At 71.4% G+C, this 20441-nt stretch carries 24 protein-coding genes; 15 read left to right on the top strand and 9 right to left on the bottom strand.

What is annotated here, in order from left to right; all coding sequences use genetic code 11:
• Positions 1-170 precede the first annotated feature (170 nt).
• Complete coding sequence (locus ABLE68_RS07155; RefSeq protein ID WP_348870625.1) at positions 171-878, top strand: hypothetical protein; 708 nt, start codon at positions 171-173, stop codon at positions 876-878.
• A gap of 6 nt (positions 879-884) precedes the next feature.
• Positions 885-1295, top strand: coding sequence for a hypothetical protein (locus tag ABLE68_RS07150; RefSeq protein WP_348870624.1), 411 nt, complete (start codon positions 885-887; stop codon positions 1293-1295).
• Between the two features lie 848 nt (positions 1296-2143).
• On the opposite strand, the gene ABLE68_RS07145 is transcribed toward ABLE68_RS07150, so the two are convergent.
• Entirely contained in the window at positions 2144-2722 is a 579-nt protein-coding gene (locus tag ABLE68_RS07145) for a TetR/AcrR family transcriptional regulator (RefSeq protein WP_348870623.1), read from the bottom strand.
• 23 nt (positions 2723-2745) lie between these two features.
• Between ABLE68_RS07145 and ABLE68_RS07140 the strand changes: the two genes are divergently transcribed.
• Both ABLE68_RS07140 and ABLE68_RS07135 read left to right on the top strand, forming a co-directional pair.
• Positions 2746-3903 carry an MFS transporter gene (locus tag ABLE68_RS07140; protein WP_348870622.1) on the top strand — a complete coding sequence of 386 codons (1158 nt, stop codon included), beginning with the start codon at positions 2746-2748 and terminating at the stop codon, positions 3901-3903.
• A gap of 101 nt (positions 3904-4004) precedes the next feature.
• Complete coding sequence (locus ABLE68_RS07135) at positions 4005-4937, top strand: PorA family protein (protein WP_348870621.1); 933 nt, start codon at positions 4005-4007, stop codon at positions 4935-4937.
• A gap of 4 nt (positions 4938-4941) precedes the next feature.
• On the opposite strand, the gene ABLE68_RS07130 is transcribed toward ABLE68_RS07135, so the two are convergent.
• Together ABLE68_RS07130 and ABLE68_RS07125 are read right to left on the bottom strand one after the other, a co-directional pair.
• A complete protein-coding gene (locus tag ABLE68_RS07130) occupies positions 4942-5316 on the bottom strand; it encodes a DUF4267 domain-containing protein (protein ID WP_348870620.1) in 375 nt (124 codons plus the stop codon).
• Complete coding sequence (locus ABLE68_RS07125; protein WP_348870619.1) at positions 5247-6041, bottom strand: phosphatase PAP2 family protein; 795 nt, start codon at positions 6039-6041, stop codon at positions 5247-5249. Before ABLE68_RS07125 ends, ABLE68_RS07130 begins: the two co-directional genes overlap by 70 nt.
• 117 nt (positions 6042-6158) lie before the next feature.
• On the opposite strand from ABLE68_RS07125, the gene ABLE68_RS07120 reads away from it, so the two are divergent.
• Both ABLE68_RS07120 and ABLE68_RS07115 read left to right on the top strand, forming a co-directional pair.
• Positions 6159-6713 (top strand): TetR/AcrR family transcriptional regulator, encoded by a 555-nt coding sequence (locus ABLE68_RS07120; protein WP_348870618.1) that lies wholly within the window; start codon positions 6159-6161, stop codon positions 6711-6713.
• 9 nt (positions 6714-6722) lie between these two features.
• Positions 6723-6869 (top strand): hypothetical protein, encoded by a 147-nt coding sequence (locus ABLE68_RS07115; protein ID WP_348870617.1) that lies wholly within the window; start codon positions 6723-6725, stop codon positions 6867-6869.
• A gap of 3 nt (positions 6870-6872) precedes the next feature.
• Here the strand turns inward: ABLE68_RS07115 and ABLE68_RS07110 are convergent, their stop codons facing one another.
• The 4 genes from ABLE68_RS07110 to ABLE68_RS07095 form a co-directional block, all read right to left on the bottom strand.
• Positions 6873-7883 (bottom strand): LacI family DNA-binding transcriptional regulator, encoded by a 1011-nt coding sequence (locus tag ABLE68_RS07110; protein ID WP_348870616.1) that lies wholly within the window; start codon positions 7881-7883, stop codon positions 6873-6875.
• A gap of 40 nt (positions 7884-7923) precedes the next feature.
• Positions 7924-8124, bottom strand: coding sequence for a hypothetical protein (locus tag ABLE68_RS07105; RefSeq protein WP_348870615.1), 201 nt, complete (start codon positions 8122-8124; stop codon positions 7924-7926).
• A 69-nt stretch (positions 8125-8193) separates the two neighbouring features.
• On the bottom strand, positions 8194-9369 hold the full coding sequence (locus ABLE68_RS07100; RefSeq protein WP_348870614.1) for an acyl-CoA dehydrogenase family protein: 1176 nt from the start codon (positions 9367-9369) through the stop codon (positions 8194-8196).
• A gap of 2 nt (positions 9370-9371) precedes the next feature.
• A complete protein-coding gene (locus tag ABLE68_RS07095) occupies positions 9372-10790 on the bottom strand; it encodes an MFS transporter (RefSeq protein ID WP_348870613.1) in 1419 nt (472 codons plus the stop codon).
• Positions 10791-10848: 58 nt separating this feature from the next.
• Here ABLE68_RS07095 and ABLE68_RS07090 point away from each other — a divergent pair, with 58 nt between their 5' ends.
• On the top strand, positions 10849-11337 hold the full coding sequence (locus ABLE68_RS07090) for a winged helix-turn-helix transcriptional regulator (RefSeq protein WP_348870612.1): 489 nt from the start codon (positions 10849-10851) through the stop codon (positions 11335-11337).
• Here the strand turns inward: ABLE68_RS07090 and mftR are convergent.
• Positions 11322-11900 (bottom strand): mycofactocin system transcriptional regulator, encoded by a 579-nt coding sequence (gene mftR / locus ABLE68_RS07085; protein ID WP_348870611.1) that lies wholly within the window; start codon positions 11898-11900, stop codon positions 11322-11324. The genes ABLE68_RS07090 and mftR overlap by 16 nt on opposite strands.
• A gap of 72 nt (positions 11901-11972) precedes the next feature.
• On the opposite strand from mftR, the gene mftA reads away from it, so the two are divergent.
• The 7 genes from mftA to mftF all read left to right on the top strand — a co-directional run bounded on the left by mftA (position 11973) and on the right by mftF (position 17640).
• On the top strand, positions 11973-12074 hold the full coding sequence (gene mftA / locus ABLE68_RS07080; RefSeq protein WP_348870610.1) for a mycofactocin precursor MftA: 102 nt from the start codon (positions 11973-11975) through the stop codon (positions 12072-12074).
• 1 nt (position 12075) lies between these two features.
• Positions 12076-12360, top strand: a complete 285-nt coding sequence (gene mftB / locus ABLE68_RS07075) for a mycofactocin biosynthesis chaperone MftB (protein ID WP_348870609.1) — start codon at positions 12076-12078, stop codon at positions 12358-12360.
• The gene (gene mftC, locus ABLE68_RS07070; protein ID WP_348870608.1) at positions 12357-13538 is read left to right on the top strand and encodes a mycofactocin radical SAM maturase; all 1182 of its coding nucleotides are present in this window, start codon (positions 12357-12359) and stop codon (positions 13536-13538) included. Before mftB ends, mftC begins: the two co-directional genes overlap by 4 nt.
• Entirely contained in the window at positions 13535-14746 is a 1212-nt protein-coding gene (mftD, locus tag ABLE68_RS07065) for a pre-mycofactocin synthase MftD (protein WP_348870607.1), read from the top strand. Before mftC ends, mftD begins: the two co-directional genes overlap by 4 nt.
• Positions 14747-14903: 157 nt before the next feature.
• Entirely contained in the window at positions 14904-15536 is a 633-nt protein-coding gene (gene mftE / locus ABLE68_RS07060; protein WP_348870606.1) for a mycofactocin biosynthesis peptidyl-dipeptidase MftE, read from the top strand.
• On the top strand, positions 15533-16255 hold the full coding sequence (locus ABLE68_RS07055) for a mycofactocin-coupled SDR family oxidoreductase (protein ID WP_348870605.1): 723 nt from the start codon (positions 15533-15535) through the stop codon (positions 16253-16255). The genes mftE and ABLE68_RS07055 overlap by 4 nt, the downstream gene beginning before the upstream one ends.
• Positions 16252-17640 (top strand): mycofactocin biosynthesis glycosyltransferase MftF, encoded by a 1389-nt coding sequence (gene mftF / locus ABLE68_RS07050; protein WP_348870604.1) that lies wholly within the window; start codon positions 16252-16254, stop codon positions 17638-17640. Before ABLE68_RS07055 ends, mftF begins: the two co-directional genes overlap by 4 nt.
• Here mftF and ABLE68_RS07045 read toward each other — a convergent pair.
• A complete protein-coding gene (locus ABLE68_RS07045; RefSeq protein ID WP_348870603.1) occupies positions 17637-19691 on the bottom strand; it encodes an MDR family MFS transporter in 2055 nt (684 codons plus the stop codon). The two genes, mftF and ABLE68_RS07045, sit on opposite strands and share 4 nt — an antisense overlap.
• Before the next feature lie 72 nt (positions 19692-19763).
• Here ABLE68_RS07045 and npdG point away from each other — a divergent pair, with 72 nt between their 5' ends.
• A complete protein-coding gene (gene npdG, locus ABLE68_RS07040; RefSeq protein WP_348870602.1) occupies positions 19764-20441 on the top strand; it encodes an NADPH-dependent F420 reductase in 678 nt (225 codons plus the stop codon).

The raw sequence follows: 20441 nt of genomic DNA, 5'->3' as shown, positions 1-20441 counted from the left end.
TGGTAGAAACGCATAGGAACGCCTCGACTACAAGAATATCCAAATGCATACCGCGTGTCAAGCATTCAAGTTTTGAGTGGGCCGCCGGTCCCAGATGTGGCCGGCTCTACCGACACCCATGCCGAGCACCCGTCGCGGTGCCCGAGGACCCGAGAATCCCGGAGCCAGCCATGACTGCCGATCAGTCCGACGCCATCCACAAGCCGGTCCCACTCTCCGAGTGCATCACCGGAACCCTCACGCTGCACTTTCCAGGAGCCACCGTCCGCCGTCGGATGAGCCTCGCCGACGGGCAGACGATCACCCAGATCAACAACACCGATCGCTCCGGCGACCGTCTCGCGTGGCACCACATCTCATGGATTCAGTGGGATGAGACGAAGTTCCTGGCGGGAGCGTTCGACCCCGATGAGGACCTCGGATGGGGTCTGAAACCAGAAGATAGGGCTCGGCTGCGGGCCAACGGGCACCCTCACGGAGTGCTCCGGAGTCTGCTCGATCACTCGATGACCAAGGGCGGCGCCGAACCTGCTTACAGTCCGTATGTATTGCAGCACCTTCATGGTGCCGCACTCACAGTGAGTGCAGACGATTTCGGCCTCCTCGCCGACTATCTCGAGGGAGAGAAAGGTAGCCGGGTCCTTCAGGCTTTCGCCGAAGGCGCCGCTGCGGGTTCCGACGACATGCGCAGCGGCAAGGCTCCGCTGTACCCGGACGACTATGCGGAGCCCGACCTCGCGCCGACCGCGGGCGAGCCTGACGGGCAGGAGTCAGCCACGGGTCCTGAGGAGAGTGACACGGCCGCAGGCCGAAGCGAGGACGGTACCGCCGCCGAAGCTGTCAACGAGGCGACGACCCAGCACGACGACGGCATGTGACGGCAGATGCTCGAAGCGTCGGGGCTGATCCGCGAAGCGGCTCTGCAGGGTCTCTACGACGAACTCGAACACGCCGGCGACTGGTACGACATCGCTCCCGACGATCACACTGGCGCGGGTCGAGTCGTAGTGCAACGAGTCGTATGCGGTGAGTACGTTCAGAACGCAGAGATCCTTCGCACCGCGGACGGACGTGGCTGGACGATCTACGCCGACAGTCAATGCCCGACCTGCGGGCGTGAAGCGCGCACCGCTCGACGCCTCAATGGCACTGAGATCGACATCGTCTTGGCCGTCGACGCGGTAGTCCTGGAGCTAGGCGCCCCGCCGCTCGCTCGGTACCAACACCTCGACTCATGCAGCCAAGCACGAGTCGAAGCGGAGGTCGAGGCTGACGACGGAGTGGCATGGTCGTGAGGCGTCCTACCGGCGGTGGTGAGGCCAGGACCGTGACCAATTTGCGAATCCGACGCGCTCACGCCCGCCCGAGTGTCGCGGGTGCGCTGGTTCCGGGGAGCCTGTCGACCGGTGCGGTGGCCGCGCGCGAAGCGCGCTTGGGGCCTGCGGGCCATTCGCCCCGAAGCCTCCACCGCGAGATCGCAGGGAAGCTACATGCCGTTCACGCCGAGATCATCGACGCGCTCATGCCACCTCTGTCCGCTGTCGAGGCCTGCTTATGGGCGTACGCGAACCGAGCAATCAACGAGCACACGACGCACGCCGACATCGACCAGCTCGCGGCCTCTAGTCGGCTCTCGTCCACGTTCCTGTCGGACTTCGACAAGGACGCCACTCGACTGTGGAGCCTGCCTCAATTGTTCGACATTGTTGCCCGAGGCGCCTTCGAAGCCCGCTCGTGCGGCCACTGCGCATCCGGTGCCGGCCGACAACGGCTTGCGCGCGTACGAACACTTCGTCGACTGGGCATCTGTCGGTTCGTGGTCGGCAGCGATGAAGTTGCCTGGTCTGACTCGCCGAGCCCGGCGACCTGCGTGCCGCAGGGTGTTGGCGCCCTTGGGCGCCAGTTGCGACGCGTGTGTTCGTGCTCGTTTTGGACACACCTTGGACACAGTCGGTTGCTCAGATCTACCCAGAAAGGCCTCGAATTGCGTACTCCACACGCCATGTTCGCCCAGAAGTCCCGTCTGACGGCGGACGGACCTTCTAACTACGGATCAGAAGGTTTGGGGTTCGAATCCCTACAGGCGCGCAGCACTCGAAGCCGCAGTCCAGGTCACTGGCTGCGGCTTCGTCGTTCCAGGACGTCACCCGTGGGACAGTGCGGCGTCGACCACGGCGTCCGCGACCGACCGGGCCAGGGTGCTGTCGCCCGCCCCGCCGGTGCGCAGCCGCATGGCGAGGTCGCCCGAGACGACGAGCAGCAGCGACTCGGCCAGGCCCTCGGCCCGGCGGCTGCCGACCACCGGTGCGGCCAGCTCGGTGAGGCGCGTGCGCAAGTCGTCCGTGTCCTGCTGCACGGCGGCGGCGACGACCGGAGGCGGGTCGGCGTACTCGGCCGCGGTGCCGAGGAAGGCGCACCAGCGGGCGCCGTCTGGGCGGCCGCGGAAGTGGTCGAGGGCGTCGAAGACGGCGAGCAGCCTCGCCCGCTCGTCCGGCGCCCGCTCGACGTAGTCCTCCCAGACCCTCATCCAGGAACGCTGTCGTCGCTCGAGTGCCGCGGCGACCAGGCCGTCCTTGCTCCCGTAGGCGCGGTAGAGGGTCGCGGGCGAGGCGCCGGCTCGCTCGAGGATCGCGTCCACCGGTGTCGTCGCCACGCCGTGGGTGAAGAGCAGCTCGTCGGCGGCGTCGAGGAGCCGCGCCTCGGTGCTCGGGCGGGTGACCACGTCGACAGCCTAGACTCGGGAAAGTGAAACGGCCGTTATCGTTTGAGAATGCCCACGAGCTCGGGCTCGTCCTCGCCGGGACCGGGCTGATCGCCGCGACCTATGGACTGGTCCGACTGGCCTACGGGCTCTACCTCTCCGACATCCAGGCATCGCTGGACCTGGGCCCGGCGGCGGCGGGCTACATCTCGTCCGGTGCCTCGATCGCCTACTGTGCCGGCGCGCTCGTCGGCCTGGTGGGCGACTCTCGACCGCGACTGCTGGTGCTCGCCGCCGCCGGGACCGGTTCGTCGGGTGCACTCGGCATGGCGCTGGCGCCGAGCGCGGCGGCGTTCGTCCCGGCCGCGATCATCGGATCGGTCGGTGCTGGGTTGGCGTCGCCCGGCCTGGTCGGCGTCGTGGCGCGCAACGTCGCCGAGCAGGGCCGGGACCGCGCGCAGGCGGTGGTCAACTCCGGCACCGGCCCTGGCCTGGTGCTCGCCGGGCTGCTCGCCCTCGCCCTGCTGCCCGATTGGCGGCTCGGGTTCGTCATCGCCGCGGTGGTGACGGCGGCCGTCGGCGCCGCGGTCCTGTTGCTGAGCCGTCGATCCACGGGGCCGGCTGCGCGCTCGGCCGACCAGACGGCGTCGTCCTGGCGCAGGATGCCCGTCCTGGCCACGCCGGCGGTCGGTGCGGTGCTGCTCGGTGCGTCCTCGGCGGCCGTGTGGACCTACGGGCGGACCCAGCTCGTCGCCGAAGGCGTCGGCGCCGGCACCGCGACCCTGGCGTGGATCGGCCTCGGTGTCGGTGGCGCGGCGACCGTGGTGACCGCGCGCGTGCTGAGCCGGCTCCGACCGGCCCGCGCCTGGGTGCTCACCACCTCCGGGGTCGCTCTCTCCGTCGGCGCTCTGGCCGTCGTTGCCGGCGGGGCAGTGGGCGGGATCGCCGCCTGCCTGCTCTTCGGATGGGCCTTCGTCGCCGCGACCTCGGCGCTGATCGCGTGGGCGGCGGAGCTGCTGCCCGACCGCGCGGCGGCAGGCACCGCTCTCCTCTTCGTGGCTCTCACCCTCGGTCAGGCGGTCGGGTCAGCGGTCGCTGGCACGATCGCGGACGCCACCGGATTGAGCGTCGCCTTCGCTGCCGCCGCGCTCACGGCGCTGCCGTCCACGGCGTGCGGGCTGCGGCGCGGGCATGCCGTGTGATTTCGGACGCAGTGAGTCCGCGAGGTCGGCGACCCACGTACGCTACCGGCCGGTAGGCGGGCCCCTCGGCCCGCGAGCACAGAAGTCGGAAGCGGTCACCCATGCGTCGAGCACTTGCCCTGTCCCTCACCACCGTCGGCGGGTTCCTCATCGTCGTCGGGATCGTGGCCCTCGTGTGGGCGCCGGGACAGGTCGAGCGGACGCCGCTCGACACCGACAACACGACGTACCTCTCCGGGCACGCCCAGGTCGCGGGCGGCGCCGACCTGAAGCTCCAGGACACCGACGTGCTCGGCTACAGCACCAACAAGGCCGACGCCGACGCGTCGGACGACACGGACGTGGTGTGGGGCAGCTCCCTCTGCCTGGTGCGCGACGAGGGCGACATCGACGGCTGCGTCGACGCCGACGACCCGCAGGGTCGGCTGATCAGCGCCGAGACCGACGTCTTCGCAACTGACCGGCACACCGGTCTCACCGCCAACGACGCGGCCGGTCTCCCGGACAGTGCGACCCCCGAGGAGGGCCTGCAGAACAAGTGGCCCTTCGGCGCGGAGAAGAAGACCTACCCCGTGTGGGACGGCCTGGTCGGGCACGCGGTCGACGCGACCTACGAGAGCACCCAGGACATCGACGGCATCGAGACCTACGTCTACCGGGCGACGGTGTCCGAGGACGGCGTCGAGGTGCTCGACGGCGTCCCGGGCTCGTACGAGGCGGTGACGGACTACTACATCGAGCCGGTGACCGGCACGATCATCAACCAGGTGATCCACCAGGAGCGGGTCGCCGACGGCATCGGCAAGATCCTCGACCTCGACCTGGCCTTCACCGACGACCAGATCCAGACCAACGTCGACGACACCAACGACAACCTCGCGCAGCTCCACCTGCTCGAGACCGTGGTGCCGATCGTGGGCCTGGCCGTGGGCATCCCGGTGCTGCTGATCGGCTTCCTGCTGCTGCTCCTCGGGCGTCGTACGCCGAGCGCGGAGCCCGCCGAGCCGCGGGTCGACGCGACCGCGGGCGTCTGAGGCCTCAGCGCCGTCTGCGGGTCGCGCCCCACAGGCCGACGCCGATCCCGACGACCGCGCCGCCGAGGCCGATCGCCTTCTGGGACGCCGACATCTGGTCGTGGACGGCCAGGCCGCCGAGCAGGTCGGACGCGTCCGCCCCGCCCGAGGCGAGGAACCACCGCCGGGTGTCGCGACCGGTCAACGCGGTGGTGACGAGTGCGCCGCCGATGAGTGCGTCGCGGTAGCCCATCGACCGCAGCAGCAGCCGGGTCGTCGGGACCGGTTCCTCCTTGTCGCCCCAGAACCGGTTGGCCTTGACCGGGGAGATCAGGAACGAGACTCCTGAAGCGAGTCGGATGGAGCCCGCGAGGAGTCCGGCGCGGTCGACGTGTGCCATGTCGGGAACGTAGTGCCCGGCCGGGTCAGCCACAACGCCGCGAGCACCAGGACCGAGCCGGCGATGCCGTCGAGCCAGTAGTGGTTGGCGGTGCTGACGACGACGAAGACCGTCGCCGCCGGGTGCAGCAGCCACAGCCAGCGCCAGCGGGTGCGGCAGGCGGAGATAAGGACGACCGCGATGAGCAGCGCCCAGCCGACGTGGAGGCTCGGCATCGCGGCGTACTCGTTGGACATGCTCCCGAGCACCGGCGCCTGGTAGATCGAGATGCCGCCTGCGTGGCCGGTGTCGACCATCCCGAGCGACGACAGCAGCCGCGGCGGCGTCACCGGCATCAGCACGGTGAAGACCAGGGCCACGGCGGTCGCGCCGAGCAGCGCTCGCTTCGCCCAGTGGTAGGTCGGGCGGCGGTAGCGGAAGAGCCAGACCAGCACCGCGATCGTGAGCGGGAAGTGCACCGACACGTAGTAGCGGTTGGCGATGTCGACCATCCACTCGTGGCCGAGGGCCCAGGTCTGGAGGGTGGCCTCGGCGGGGAGGCGGAGCCAGCGCTCGACGTCGACCACGTCGCGAGCATGGGCGTCGGCGCGACCGAGCTCGTGGGTCGCGAGCATCCGGCCGAGGTTGTAGAGCAGGAACGCCCCGAGGATCTGGGCGACCTCGCGCAGGACCTCCGGTGTGGCGGTACGACGGGACGCGGTCGGTGCGACCGTGCTCGCCGCCATGTTCCACCTGTCCTCTCGTCTCTTACAACTGTAAATTAGCGTCGATCGAGACGCCACTTCACACTGGGGTCTGACCCGTCACACGCAGCGAACTCATCGGGAGGAGGGCCGTCCGTCGTGCCAGATACCCGTCACGACCCACGAGCAGAGCGCAGCCGCGCCCAGCTGACCGACGCGCTCCGCGTGCTCCTGCGCGATCGCGACCCTCGCGAGATCTCCGTGTCGGCCCTGTGCACCGAGGCCGGGGTCAGCCGGCCGACCTTCTACCAGCACTTCGGCGACCTCGACGAGGTCGCGGTCGCCGGCATCGAGGACCGCTTCCGGCGGATCCGGGCGGAGCTTCCCGATTGCGACGGGCCCGAGGGGTCGTACCGCCTGCTGCTCGCGTGGCTCGAGGAGCTCGACGCCGAGCGGGCGACGTGGCAGCGCACGATCGGCAGCGGCACGGCCTTCTCCGCGTCACGCGACGCCGTCGAGTCGTGGCTGGCCACGCAGCTCGCGCGGCGCGTGCCCGGCGCGAGCGCACCGGTGGTGAGGTACGCCGCCGCCGGGTTCCTCGGCGCGGTCCGGGCCTGGCTGCTGCAGGAGGACGGGCCGGAGCGGCCGAGTGCCGCCGAGCTAGCCGAGAGCCTCGTCGCGGTGTCGGCCCGAGTGCTGGGCGGCCGGTCCTAGGCTGGCCCCATGAAGACCCGGCTGACCTGCCCCTGCGGCGAGACGATCAAGGCCACCGACGAGGACGAGCTCGTCGACCTGACCCAGCAGCACCTCGCCGCGGAGCACCCCGGCATGTCCTACGGTCGCGACGAGATCCTCTTCATCGCGACCTGAGGCTCAGCCGGGCGGCGCGGCGCTGCTGCCGCGGACGATGAGCTCCGTCGGGAGCAGCACCGGCTCCTGCGGGGTGCTCGCCATCAGCCCGACGATCGACGCCACCGCGGCGCGACCCTTGGCGGCCACCTCCTGGTGGACCGTCGTCAGCGGCGGTCGGCTGGCGGCGGCGAGGACGCTGTCGTCGAAGCCGACGACCGAGAGGTCGTCGGGCACGGTCAGGCCGAGCGACTCGGCGGCCCGGATCGTCGCGATCGCGAAGGCGTCGGAGAAGCAGACGACCGCGGTCGGCCGGTCGTCGCGGTCGAGCAGGGTGCGGGCGACGTCCTCGGCGGCGCCGGCGGGGGTGTACGGCGTGGTGACGACCGTCGGCTCGATGCCGGCCGGGTCGAGGGCGTCGTGCCAGCCGAGCATCCGCTCGCGCGCGGGGTGGTTGACCGCGTCGGGCTCGGTCTCGAGGGTCACGATGCCGATCCGCCGGTGGCCGAGGTCGACCAGGTGCTGGGCCGCGGCCCGGGCGCCCCCGCGGTCGTCGACGTTGACCGACGCGACGCCCTCGCGCACGTTGTGGTCGACCACGACCATGGGCACGCCACGACGCTCGAGCCAGTCGATGTCGGACGAGGTGGGGTCGCAGATGTAGACGAGCGCCCCGTCCACCGCGACGTCGCGGGAGGGCACGAACCGCTCGTCGGATGACGCGGGCATCAGGGTCAGGGCCAGCCCGCGGTCGGCGAGCTCGTCGGAGACCGAGGCGAGGAACGCCGCGGACACGGCGTCCTCGAACGCCTCGCTGAGGCTGCCGTTGATCAGCAGGCCGACCGAGCCGGTGCGGCCCCGGGCCAGCGCGCGAGCGGCCGGGTCGGGTCCGACGTACCCCAGTTCGGCAGCCGCGGCGAGGATCCGCTCCCGGAGCTCGGCCGAGAGCTGGTCGGGGCGCGAGAACGCGTTCGACACCGTCATCCGGCTCACGCCGACGCGGTCCGCGATCGACTGGAGGGTCACCTTGGCCATGGCAGACCCAGTATCGCGGGTCCCTCCCAGCGGCACTCGCTCAGCCGGGCTGGCAGGTACGGCGTGGTGCCGGCTCCACCCAGCCGGCGACGGCGCGCAGGTTGCTCGCCAGGCGCAGGCGCAGGTCGGTGGCGGGGGTGCGCCGTACCCGCTCGGGCACGGCGGGGGCGTCCGGGTGGACGCTGGTGAACTGGTCCTCGGTCAGGCGTACGGCCAGACCGGCGACCATCGGGTCAGACATGGTTCCTCCTCGGGTCTGTACCGGTATAGTACGGGACAGTGCTTTACCGGTCAAGAGGAGCGATGGAACTCAGTCCGACGAGACGCGGGAGAGTGCGCCCGCGCCACCGCGGTCGAGGGACCGGGCGATGACCATCCGCTGGATCTGGTTGGTGCCCTCGAAGATCTGCATCACCTTGGCCTCCCGCATGTAGCGCTCCACCGGGAAGTCGCGGGTGTAGCCGTAGCCGCCGAGGACCTGGACGGCGTCGGTGGTCACCTTCATCGCGTTGTCGGTCGCGACCAGCTTGGCGACCGACGCCTCGCGCCCGTAGGGCCGGCCCTGGTCCTTGAGTCGGGCCGCGTGCAGGAGCGTCGCGCGGGAGCTCTCGATCGCGGCCTCCATGTCGGCGAGCACGAAGCCGAGGCCCTGGTGGTCGATGATCCGCTCGCCGAAGGTCTCCCGGCTCTTGGCGTAGGCGACCGCGTTGTCGAGAGCGCCCTGGGCGAGGCCGGTCGCGACCGCGGCGATGCCGAGGCGGCCGGCGTCGAGCCCGGCGAGCGCGATCTTCAGCCCCTGGCCCTCGTCGCCGAGGCGGCGTTCGACCGGGACGCGGACGCCGTCGAAGCGCATCGTCGCGGTCGCGGACCCGGTGAGTCCCATCTTCTGCTCGGGCGGGTCGGCGCTGAGTCCGTCGGCGTCGGCCGGGACCAGGAAGCACGAGATGTCGTTGCGACCGTCGCCGGTGCGCGCCATGACCTTGTAGAAGTCGGCGTGGCCGCCGTGCGTCGTCCAGGCCTTGGCGCCGTTGATCACGTAGTCGTCGCCGTCGCGCCGGGCGCGGGTGGTCATCGCCGCCGGGTCCGAGCCTGCGTGCGGCTCGGACAGGCAGTAGGCGCCGAGCATCTCGCCACCGAGCATGTCGGGGAGCCACCGCTGCCGCTGCTCCTCGGTGCCCGCTGTCGCGAGCCCGAAGCAGCTCAGGGCGTGCACGGACACGCCGACGCCGACGCTCGACCAGACCGCGGCGATCTCCTCGAGCACCTGCAGGTAGACCTCGTAGGACAGCCCGCCCCCGCCGTACTCCTCGGAGTAGGGCAGTCCCAGCAGACCGGTGCGGCCGAGCAGCCGGAAGACCTCGCGCGGGAAGGTCTCGGTGCGCTCGGCCTCGGCCACCAAAGGGCTCAGCTCCTTGGTCGCGAGATCTCGGACCAGGGTGATCAGTTCGACGGCTTCGTCAGAGGGCAGCAGGCGTGACGCGGGCATGCTCAGACGATAGTAGGACGTCCGACTTTCTCCGCCTGGGCGGTCGTCGGCCGGGTCCGTGCCTCCATTCCGACGGCCGCGACCGCCGCCAGTGCGCTGGCGACGGCGACCAGCAGCCACGCGTGGCGGAACGCCGGCACCGGGTCGGTCGTCGCCCCGATGACGCAGACCAGCAGGCTCACGCCGAGGACCTGGCCGATCTGCCGCGACATCGTCACGACCCCGCTGCCGGTCGACACCTGCGTCACCGGGAGCGACGCGGTGGCGCCGGCGACCAGGTTGGGCAGCGCCAGGCCGACCGCGATGCCGGTGATCGCCCAGCCAGGCGCGACCGTCGTCCAGTACGACGGCGTCGAGCTGATCGAGGCGACCATGACGAGCGCGCCGACGGCAGCGAGGGTCGAGCCGATCACGACCAGCCGACCGGGTCGTGCGCGAGGCGCGATCCGGCCGGCGATGATCGCGGTGAGTGGCACGAAGACCGGGCCGAGCGCGACGGCGAAGCCCGTGCGGAGGGCGGAGTAGTCCCACACCTGCTGCATCCAGAGGATGCCGGCGAGCAGGTTGGCGCCGAAGCCGAGGTTGAACAGCAGCGTCGCGGCGTTGGCCCACCGGAAGGTGCGCACCCGGAGCAGCGCCGGGTCGATCACGGGAGCCGCGTGGTGGGTGGTGCGCCAGGCGAACGCACCGGCCGCTGTCACGGCGAGCGCGAAGGACAGGAGCACCCGGGAGCTGGTCCAGCCCCAGTCGTTGCCCTCCACGATCCCCAGCACCAGGGCGCCGGCAGCGATAGCGATGAGGGCGGCTCCGGCCAGGTCGGGCCGCGGGGCTCCTGCGTTGTGGCGCACGTCCGGGACGAGCGTGGCCGCGCCGACGATCAGCGCGACACCGACGGGCAGGTTGATCCAGAAGGCCCACTGCCACGAGATCTGCACGAGCCCGCCGCCTACCGCCGGGCCGAGCGCGGCGGCGACGGCCCCGGCGAGGGCCCAGAGCCGGGCGGCCGGCGCGCGCCGGGCCTCGGGGAGGGCGGCCAGCAGCAGGCCGAGGCTGGCCGGGGTCAGAGCCGCGGCGCCGATGGCCTGCAACGCCCGGAAGCCGACCAGCTGCCAGACCGATCCGGCGAAGCCGCAGGCCGCGCTCGCGAGCGTGAAGACGACCAGGCCGGCGATGAAGCCGCTCTTGCGTCCGTAGCGGTCGGTGAGGCGGCCCATCGGCACCAGCAGTGCGGCGTACACGACGGCGTAGGTCGTCAGCACCCAGCTGAGGTCGGCGAGCGACGCACTGCCGCCGGCCAGGTCGTGGCCGATCTCGTCGAAGGCGACGTTGACGATGAAGAGGTCGAGCGAGACGAGGAAGGTCGCCCCGACCAGGACGGTGGTGACGAGCGCTTCCCGCACCCGCTGACTTTGGATCGGCATAGTCAGGAGAGTAGATGGCTGGCTATGGAAATCACAAGTCAGACGGTAGGGTCGACCCATGCCCGTCCAGGTCTCCGCCGGTCTGTCCGTCCCCGCCGAGCGCTCGCGTGGCGACCAGTGCCCGATCGACCGCACCGTCCAGCTGATCGGCTCGCGCCCCGCGTTGCTGCTGCTGCGCGAGGCGTTCTACGGCGCGCGTCGGTTCGACGACCTCGCCCGCGGCGTCGGCATCAGCGAGGCCGTGGCCGCCCAGCGGCTCAAGGAGCTCGTCGCGGCCGGCGTGCTCGAGAAGGCGCCCTACCAGGAGCCCGGCCAGCGCACGCGCTACGAGTACGTCCTCACCGAGGCCGGCCACGAGCTGCTGCCGGTCGTGCTCGGCCTGCTGTCCTGGGGTGAGCGCCACGCGCCCGGCGCCCGGTCGAGCGTCACCGCCAGTCATGCGGGCTGCGGCGCCCCTGTCGAACCCGTCCTGATGTGCGCCGCGGGACACCGGGTCGCCGAGGACGAAGTGCAGGTCACCGCCGAGCGGCGTCAGTCCGCCAGGTAGTCACGCAGGCTCGTCATCGTCTCCTCCAGCAGGGTCTGCAGGTCGCTCCCCGGGTCGGCCAGCCAGCCTTCGTACGCCGAGATGGCGAGCGCCAGGGAGACGCTCCCGACGGTCCGGGGCAGGGTGTCCGTGGCCTGCAGGCCGAGGCGGCCGGCGACGTACTCGGCGATCACGTCACGCCAGTCGGCGTAGCGCAGCACCGAGTGCGCCTGCAGGGCCGGGGTCTCGAGGATCAGTCGCATCCGCTGCTCGTGCGGCGGGTCAGAGTCGGCGGGGTACTCGTTGAAGCGCAGCACGGCGCGCTGCACGGCGTCGGCGAGGGGGAGGTCGTCGGGTGACTCCGCCAGGATCGCCCGGAAGCCGTCGAGAGTCCGGTCGAACTGGCCCCACGGGATGTCGTTCTTGGACTCGAAGTAGCGGAAGAGCGTGCGCCGTCCGACGCCCACCTCGGCGGCGATGTCGGCCATCGTGACCGCGTCGAAGCCGCGCTCGGCGAAGAGGCGGAACGCGACCGCCTCGATCTGAGCGTGACTGGTCGCCACCGGACGGCCGCGACTGCTCATGGACGGAAACCTATCTTTATGGCGCTCGGTGCCATTAGTGTGTCGGGCACCACATTCCCACAGGAGGCTGTCATGGACCCGGAGCTGAACGTAGAGCAGGACGTCACCGCAGTGCTGACCAGCGAGGACCTGATCGAGGAGGTCTCGATCGACGGCATGTGCGGCGTCTACTGACATGCACCTCGACGAGTCCTGGGCGCTGTCGCCGTCGGTGGCCCTGCGACCCGAGCCGTTCGGTGCGCTGGCCTACCACTTCGGCAACCGGAAGCTGATCTTCCTGAAGCGCCCGGAGCTCGTCGCGGTCGTCCGCGGCCTGGGTGCCGCGGACGGTGACGGCACCGTCCGGTCGGCACTCGTCGCGGCCGGTGTCCCGGATGCCAGCTGGTCGTCGTACCTCTCCGCACTCGAGGGCCTCGCGGCCTCCGACATGATCCGCGTCAGCCAGGAGGCCGCCGCATGAAGCTGATCGAGCACTTCGAGCTCGGCCTGGACGCACCGATCTGCCTGACGTGGGAGCTGACCTACGCCTGCAACCTCGAGTGCGCCCACTGCCTGTCGTCGTCCGGTCGTCGCGACCCGCGCGAGCTGACGACCGAGCAGGCCGAGGCGGTCATCGACGAGCTGCAGCGGATGCAGGTCTTCTACGTCAACATCGGCGGCGGCGAGCCGACGATCCGACCGGACTTCTGGCACCTGCTGGAGTACGCCGTCAACCACCAGGTCGGCGTGAAGTTCTCGACCAACGGCGTGCGGCTCGACGCCGAGCGCGCGGCGTTCCTCGCCGGTCCGGCCTGTGCGGGCTACGTCGACGTGCAGATCTCGCTGGACGGCGCGACCGCCGAGGTCAACGACTACGTCCGCGGCCCCGGCTCCTACGACATGGCGATCACGGCGCTGCAGAACCTGCAGGACGCCGGCTTCAGCGACGCGAAGATCAGCGTCGTCTGCACCCGCCAGAACATCGGGCAGCTCGACGAGTTCAAGGCGCTCGCCGACAAGTACGGCGCGACGCTGCGGCTCACCCGCCTGCGGCCGTCCGGTCGCGGCGCCGACGTCTGGGACGAGCTGCACCCGCTGCCGGAGCAGCAGAAGGTGCTCTACGACTGGCTGATGGCGTCCGGCGACAACGTGCTGACCGGCGACTCGTTCTTCCACCTCGCCGCGTTCGGCGAGAGCCTCCCCGGCCTCAACCTCTGCGGTGCCGGCCGCGTGGTCTGCCTGATCGACCCGATCGGCGACGTCTACGCCTGCCCGTTCGCGATCCACGACAACTTCCTGGCGGGCAACCTGCTGCGCGACGGTGGGTTCCAGGAGGTCTGGCAGACGTCGGAGCTCTTCGCGGACCTGCGGTCGCCGCAGACCGGTGGCGCCTGCGCGAAGTGCGACTTCTACGACTCCTGCCGCGGTGGCTGCATGGCCGCGAAGTTCTTCACCGGCCTCCCGCTCGACGGCCCGGACCCCGAGTGCGTGCAGGGCTACGGCGAGCTGGCACTGGCCGGCGCCCGCTCGATCCCGGCCGCGTCGCAGGACCACTCCAAGAGCAACCCGACCCGCAACCAGCCGGTGATGCTCAAGCTGATGACCCGTCCTCCGGTGTCGGACTGCGCCGAGAGCCCGCTCGCGGGGTTCGTTCCGTGAGCCGGCCGGAGTGGCTCGAGAACCCGTGGAAGCAGAACCCCTGGTTCGAGTCGGTGGCCGTCGCCCAGCGGCGTGCGCAGAAGCGGCTGCCCGCTCCGGTGTACGGCGCGCTGGTCGCGGGTTCGGAGCGCGGGCTGACGATCGCCGACAACCAGGCGGCGTTCGCTGAGCTCGGCTTCCTGCCACACGTCGCCGGCCACCACGCCGAGCGGTCGATGAGCCGCACGGTGCTGGGCCAGGAGGTCTCCCTGCCGGTGCTGATCAGCCCCACCGGCGTACAAGCCGTGCATCCGGACGGTGAGGTCGCCGTCGCCCGCGCGGCCAACGCGCGCGGCACCCTGATGGGTCTGTCGAACTTCGCGTCGAAGCCGGTCGAGGAGGTCGTCGAGGCCTGCCCGCGCACGTTCTTCCAGATGTACTGGACCGGCGACCGCGACGTGATGGTGCAGCGCATGGAGCGCGCCCACAAGGCCGGCGCGATCGGCCTGATCGCCACCCTGGACTGGTCCTTCTCGATGGGCCGTGACTGGGGCAGCCCGGAGATCCCCGAGAGGGTCGACCTCAAGACGATGGTGCGGATGGCGCCGAAGGTCGCCACCAAGCCGCGCTGGCTCTACCAGTTCGGCAGGACCGGCCAGATCCCCGACCTGACCGCGCCCAACCTCGCCCCGCCCGACGGCGGGCCGGCCCCGACGTTCTTCGGTGCCTACTACGAGTGGATGACCACGCCACCGCCGTCCTGGGAGGACGTCGCGTGGATGCGGTCGACCTGGGCTGAGCTCAGCGGGACGCCGTTCGTGCTCAAGGGTGTGGGCCGGGTCGACGACGCGCTGCGTGCGGTGGACGCCGGGGTCTCGGCGATCTCGGTCTCCAACCACGGCGGCAACAACCTCGACGGCACGCCGGCCGCGATCCGGCTGCTGCACCCGATCGCTCAGGCTGTCGGTGACCAGGTCGAGGTGCTGATGGACGGCGGCGTACGACGCGGATCGGACGTCGTGAAGGCGCTCGCCCTCGGCGCCCGCGCGGTGCTGATCGGCCGCGCCTACCTGTGGGGTCTCGCCGCCAACGGCCAGGCCGGCGTGGAGAACGTCCTCGACATCTTCCACGGCGGCATCGACTCGGCACTCATGGGTCTCGGGCTCTCGTCGATCGACGAGCTGACCCCCGAGACGCTGCTGGTGCCCGAGGGCTTCCACCGGTCATGAGCTGCGGGCGCCGTGCGGCGGTGGCTGACCCACCCTTCTCGCCGGGGATTCGGTGGATTGCCCACCGCCGCCCGGTCGCACGTCGCTGCGGCGGTGGCTCATCCACCTTCCTGGTTGAGGGTTCGGTGGATTGCCCACCGCTGCCCGGGGTCGGCCGATGAAGCTCGCCGATGCCACGACCCGCGAGACCGTCGGTGCGGGCCTGGTGCTCGTGCCGCTCGGGTCGATCGAGCAGCACGGACCACACCTCCCGCTCGACACCGACACGACGATCGCGGTCGCGGTGGCCGAGGGGGTTGCTGCCGAGCTGCCCGGGGCCTGGGTCGCGCCGGCGCTGTCCTACGGGTCGAGCGGGGAGCACCAGTCGTTCGCCGGCACGGCCTCGGTCGGCACCGACGCGCTCAACCACGTCGTCGTCGAGCTGGTCCGGTCGCTGCGCACCTGGGCAGACCGGGTCGTGATCGTCAACGCACACGGGGGGAACGTCACGGCCCTGCGGTCGTCCGACGAGATCGAGTGGGTGCCCTGCGCGACCGAGGAGGTGGACCTGCACGCCGGGTTCACCGAGACCTCGCTGATGCTGCACCTGCGGCCCGAGTCGGTACGCCTCGACCTGGCCGAGGCCGGCAACACCCAGCCGTTGAGGGAGATCCTGCCCGCGATGATGTCCGGTGGGATCGCGGCGGTGTCGCCGAACGGCGTCCTCGGCGACCCCGCCGGCGCGTCCGCCGCCGAGGGCGAGCGGGTGTTGAAGGCGATGGTCGCCGACGTCCTCGGGAGGCTGTCGTGAGGGTCGCACTCGTCACCGGCGCTGCCGGCGGCATCGGGTCGGCGACGGTCACGCGCCTCGTCGAGCAGGGGTACGCCGTCGTCGGCGTCGACCTCGAGCCGGCCGCGGAGTCGGACGCCGTCGCTCACGTCGTCGGCGATGTCCGCGACCGCGCCGTCCTCCAGGAGGCTGCCGACCTGGCGCTCGAGCGGTGGGGCCGCCTCGACGCCGCCGTCGCCGCAGCAGCGGTGATCCGGGGCGGACAGCCGTTGTGGCAGACACCTCCGGCCGACCTCGACGAGCTGTGGCAGTCCGACGTGATCGGCGTGTGGAACACCGCTGCGGTCGTCGTGCCCCACCTGCTCGCGCAGCCCGACCCGAGCGGCTGCCGCTTCGTCGCGGTCGCGTCGGCCGCTGGGTCGCACGGGCTCTTCCACCTCGCGGCGTACAACACCGTCAAGCACGCGGTCGTCGGTCTGGTGAAGGGGCTGGCTGCCGACCTGGTCGGCACCGGCGTCACCGCCGTCGCCGTCTCGCCGGGCTCGACCCGCACCCCGATGCTCGACGCGACCGCTGCTCTCTACGGCCTGGACGACGTGGACGAGCTCGCCTCCCACCAGCTGCTGCGCCGGGTGCTCGAACCCGCCGAGGTCGCCGCGACGATCGCCTTCTGCTGCTCGGTCGAGGGCGCCGCCCTCAACGGTGGCGTCGTGCACGCCGACGGCGGCTTCCTGGGATGACGCTGCCGACCGGCTTCCGGGTCCGGGTCGGCGCCGAGGTCCGGATCCACGACGGCGGCCGCACCCTCGTCGGCGGCTCGCCGCTGCGGGTGCTGCGCCTACGAGCGCCGGCACCAGCGCTGGCCCGCGGCGACGTGCTCGAGGTCGTCGACGCGACCACCCGGACGGTCGCCGAGCGACTGCTCGCCGCCAACCTGGCGGCCCCGGTCCTGGACGGCCCGGGCGACGGCGAGCTGACCGTCGTGGTGCCGGTCCGCGACCGGGCCGACCGTCTCGACCGGCTGCTGTCCGGCCTGGTCGGCCTGCCGGTCATCGTGGTCGACGACGCGTCGCGCGACCCGGCCGCCGTCGCGGCGGTCGCGTCCCGGTACGGCGCCGAGCTGGTCGCGCTCAGCGAGAACCTCGGTCCGGCGGGTGCCCGCAATGCCGGGATCGCCGAGGTGCGCACGCCGTACGTCGCGTTCGTCGACTCGGACGTCGTCGTCTCGGCCGACGCGCTGCGCGGGCTGACCGGCCACTTCGCCGACCCGCAGGTCGCGGCCGTCGGCCCGCGGGTGCAGGGCGTCGCCCGCAGCGCGGAGCCGAAGCGGTTCGAGCGCTGGGACGTCGACGGTCTGTCGCTCGACCTCGGCGCCGTGCCCGCCCTCGTGCGGCCGTGGTCCAAGGTCGGCTGGCTGCCCAGCGCCTGCCTGGTGGTCCGGGTCGCCGACCTCGAGGCGGGCGCCTTCGACGAAGGACGTCGGGTCGGCGAGGACGTCGACCTGGTCTGGCGGCTGGTCCGCTCCGGCCGGCACGTCCGCTACGACCCGGCGTACGTCGCCGGCCACGACAGCCGGGGCACGTGGTCGACCTGGCTGGGCCGCAAGGCGTTCTACGGCACGGGCGGCGCCTGGCTCGCGTCGCGTCACGGTGACTGGATGGCGCCGGCCGTCCTCTCGCCGGTGCCGACGGTCGGTGCCCTGGCGCTGGCGTCGCAGCGCCGGTGGTCGCTCCCCGTCGGTCTCTCCGCGCTGGCGCTGGTCCGGGTGCGCCTGGGGCGCACGCTGCCGGACACCCCGGACCGCGGGCGGCTCGCGACGGAGCTGACCGCCGAGGTCGCCGTGTCGACCCTGCGGCAGGGCTCGCACCTGCTGCTCCGGCACTGGTGGCCGGGAGCCGCAGCAGCGGCCCTGGTCTCGCGCCGAGCGAGACGCGCGGTCGGGGCCGCGCTGGTCTGGGACCTGCTCGACCACCGTGAGGTGCCGGCCGCCCAGGCGCCCGAGGCCTTCGTCGCGCGAAGGCTCGATGACCTGGCGTACGGCGCCGGTCTGTGGTGGGGCGCTCTGCGCGAGCGGTCGCCCCGGGTGCTGGTGCCGCGGATCACCGGGCTCCGGCGCGGACGCTAGGCGTCGCCGACCGGCAGCAGCGGGGGCTGCTTCTCCTTGCTGTCCGCCTGCTCGATCACCAGGCGGCGTACGACGCGGGTGATCGCGGCCGACACGGCCTCCGGGTCGGGGTCGTCGCCGTCGAGGTGGTCGATGATCCAGTCGCGCAGCTTCACCCGGAGGTCGGCGATCGCGGCGTGGCCAGCCGGCGTCAGGCCGAGGTCGTGGAGCGATCCCTCGGCGTAGCCGTCGACGACCAGGTCGGCGAAGACCGGCTCGAGGATCGCCGACGGGAGCGACCGGGCGTGGGCGATCTGGGTGACGTCGGCCTTGCGGTCCGCGACGGTCAGGCCGTGCACCTGCACCAGTGCCCAGATCCGGGATGCGTCCAGGCCGTCGGTGTCGTCGCCGAGCACGTCGAGGACGACGTCGCGGCGCCGGCCGTAGAGCAGGTTGGCGATCCGGCGGCCGAGCACCTCGTCGTTCGAGAGCGACTCGGGGGCACCGAACCCGCCACCGAGGTCGCCCGCCGACGGCGTGAGACTGCTGCCGAGCTTGACCTGGGGCAGCATCAGCGCCAGGACGAACGCGACCAGGGCCACCGGAACCGCGCACAGGAAGACCTGGGTGAGCGAGTCCGAGTAGGCGTTGACGATCGGCGCGATGAGGCTGTCGTCGAGCAGGTGCAGGGCGCTCGGCGTCGCCAGGTCGGCCGAGGTGACGCCTGGACTCTGGGCGATCGCCTCGGGCAGCCGGTCGCTGAGGAAGTTGGCGTAGAGCGACCCGAAGATGGCAGCACCGAAGGCGCTGCCCATGGTGCGGAAGAAGGTCACGCCGGAGGTCGCGACGCCGAGTTCGGAGTAGGCGACCGAGCTCTGCACGATGATCGTGAGCACCTGCATCGAGAGCCCGATGCCCATGCCGAAGACGAAGAGGTAGAGCGCCGAGACCCACGCCGAGGTCGAGGGGTCCATCGTCGAGAGCAGGAAGAGGCCGAGCGACATCACCAGGCCACCGGCCACCGGGAAGATCTTGTAGCGGCCGGTCTTGCTGACGATGTTGCCGCTCGTGATCGCGGTGACCAGCAGGCCGAGGACCAGCGGCAGCATCCGGAAGCCGGACTGCGTGGCGGTCACGCCCTCGACGTACTGGAAGAACGTCGGCAGGAACGTCATCGCGCCGAGCATCGTGAAGCCGACGATGAAGCTGAGCGCGCAGCAGTCGGCGAAGACCGTCGACCGGAAGAGTCGCAGCGGGAGGATCGGCTCGCTCGCGCGTGACTCGACGAGCACGAAGAGGGCGAGCACGGCGACACCGCCGACGAGCAGGCCGATGATCTGCCAGGAGCCCCAGGCGTACGTCGTGCCGCCGAAGCTGGTCGCGAGCACCAGCATCGAGGCGCCGACGGCGACCGTGGCCATGCCGAGGTAGTCGATGCGCGGCTTCGCGCCGGCCTTCGGCACCTTCGGGATGGTGACCTGCGCTGCGACGATGACGACCGCCGCGAGCGGGACGTTGATGTAGAAGCACCAGCGCCAGCTGGCGTGGTCGGTGAGCAGTCCACCGAGCAGCGGGCCGATCACGGTGGCGACGCCGAAGACCGCACCGAGCGCGCCCTGGAACTTGCCCCGCTCGCGCAGCGGGATGATGTCGGCGATCAAGGCGGTGGCGGTGACGGTCAGGCCACCGGCGCCCAGGCCCTGGAGGGCACGCGAGGCGATCAGCCAGGTCATCCCCTGCGAGAGGCCGCAGAGCATCGAGCCGACGATGAAGACGATCACGCTGAGCTGGAAGACCTGCTTGCGACCGAACTGGTCGCCGATCTTGCCGACCACCACGGTGACCGCGGTCTGCGCCAGGAGGTAGGACGTGACGACCCACGAGACGTGGTTGCCGCCGCCGAGGTCGCCGACGATGGTCGGCAACGCGGTCGACACGATCGTGCCGTCGAGGGCGGCCAGCAGCATCCCGAGGCCGATGGTGGAGAAGGCCAGGATCCGCGCGCGTCCCTCGAGGGTGATCGGGCCGGCGGCTGGAGCCGGGTCCACGGGCGCCGTGGCGGTTGCGGACATCGGCCTCCCTGTGTGAGGTCCACCACCTTGCCTCACCGCGCCATCCGCTCGCCAGGCTGACAGAGTGTCGCCATGAGCAACCTTCCCGAGTCCATGGTTGGTAAGACGGTCGCGGTCCTGGGTGGCACCGGCCCGCAGGGGCGTGGCCTGGCCCGCCGCTTCGCCGCCGCCGGAGTCCCGGTGGTGATCGGCAGCCGCAGCGCTGAGCGCGCCGACGAGGCCGCGCAGACCCTGGCCTCCGACGTCGGCGGCACCGTCACCGGGGCCGACAACGCGGGCGCCGCCGCGGCCGGCGACATCGTCGTGGTCGCCGTCCCGTGGGACGGCCACGGCGAGCTGCTCGAGACGCTCAAGGCCGAGCTCGCGGGCAAGGTCGTCGTCGACTGCGTCAACCCGCTCGGCTTCGACAAGCAGGGCGCCTACGCGCTGCCGGTCGAGGAGGGCTCCGCCGCCCAGCAGGCGCAGGGGATCCTCACCGAGTCGACCGTGGTCGGCGCCTTCCACAACGTCTCCGCGGTCAAGCTCGAGGACCCCGAGGTCACCTCGGTCGACACCGACGTCCTCGTTCTGGGCGACGTGCGCGAGGCGACCGACCTCGTCCAGGACCTCTGCACCACGATCCCCGGCGTACGCGGTGTGTACGGCGGCCGGCTCCGCAACGCCCACCAGGTCGAGGCCCTCACGGCCAACCTGATCTCGGTCAACCGCCGCTACAAGGCGCACGCGGGCATCCGCGTCACGGACATCTGA

Source organism: Nocardioides pollutisoli (genome assembly GCF_040045055.1).
GTDB classification, from domain to species: Bacteria; Actinomycetota; Actinomycetes; order Propionibacteriales; family Nocardioidaceae; genus Nocardioides; species Nocardioides tweenelious.
Note: the sequence above shows the minus strand (reverse complement) of the source record. Positions and strands in the feature narration are given on the sequence as shown.